1 protein-coding gene is annotated in these 754 nt (G+C 70.2%); it reads right to left on the bottom strand.

All coding sequences use genetic code 11. From position 1 onward, the window contains the following. Positions 1-136: 136 nt before the first annotated feature. On the bottom strand, positions 137-754 hold a 618-nt coding region (locus AC08ON_RS13815; RefSeq protein ID WP_476617110.1), incomplete at its 5' end, for an AAA family ATPase.

Here is a 754-nt window from a genome sequence, read left to right as displayed (position 1 = left end):
GGCAACGCCGGCCGGGCATTCGGCGAGCCCTCCCACGACATCACCGAACACTTACGAAAAATCAAAAGTTATCAACACCCGGATCCGGGTGCGAGGCGGATCCGGGTGCGGGTCGTCCCTGCAGGGGCGGGGCAGGTCAGATCCGGGTGAAGGCCTCCGCGTCACGACGGAAGCGGTCCAGCTCGGTAAGACTGATCGTCGGCCGGGCCAGCCGGGCGGCGTCCAGCAGGTCCTGTGTGCTCAACGGGGTCACCGCCGGGCCGTGGCCGCCCCCGCCGCTTTCCGCTCCCGCCCCGGTGCCGACCTTCACCCCGTCGGCGGCTCGGTGGAAGGCTGCGGCAGCGGAGCGCTGCACGACCGCCGAGAGATCGGCCGGCGTGAACAGGTCGGTGGCCGCGACGACGGCGTCCAGATCGATGTCCTCCTTGTTCGCGACCCGGTCCAGCAGCCCATCGAGCAGCACCCGGCGCCCCTTGGCGTCCGGCGGTCCGACGGGGAGGACGAGATCGAACCGGCCGGGCCGGATGAACGCGGGATCCAGCGCCGAGACCGCGTTGGTCGCGCAGATCAGCAGCCGGCCCTGCACCCCGCGGAACTGCGGGATCGCCTTGAGCAGTTCGTTGACGACGGACTGGTTCTCCGGTCGGGTCTCGCGCGACTGGGCGATCTCGTCGACCTCGTCGATGAACACGACGACCCGCTCGACCCCCATGAGGTCGTTGATCGCTGACCGCAGCTCGGCGGCGAGCCCACT

This window comes from Frankia sp. CoWAU3 (assembly GCF_977971855.1).
The sequence above is the reverse complement of the archived record's forward strand: the minus strand, read 5'-3'. Positions and strand labels throughout refer to the sequence as shown.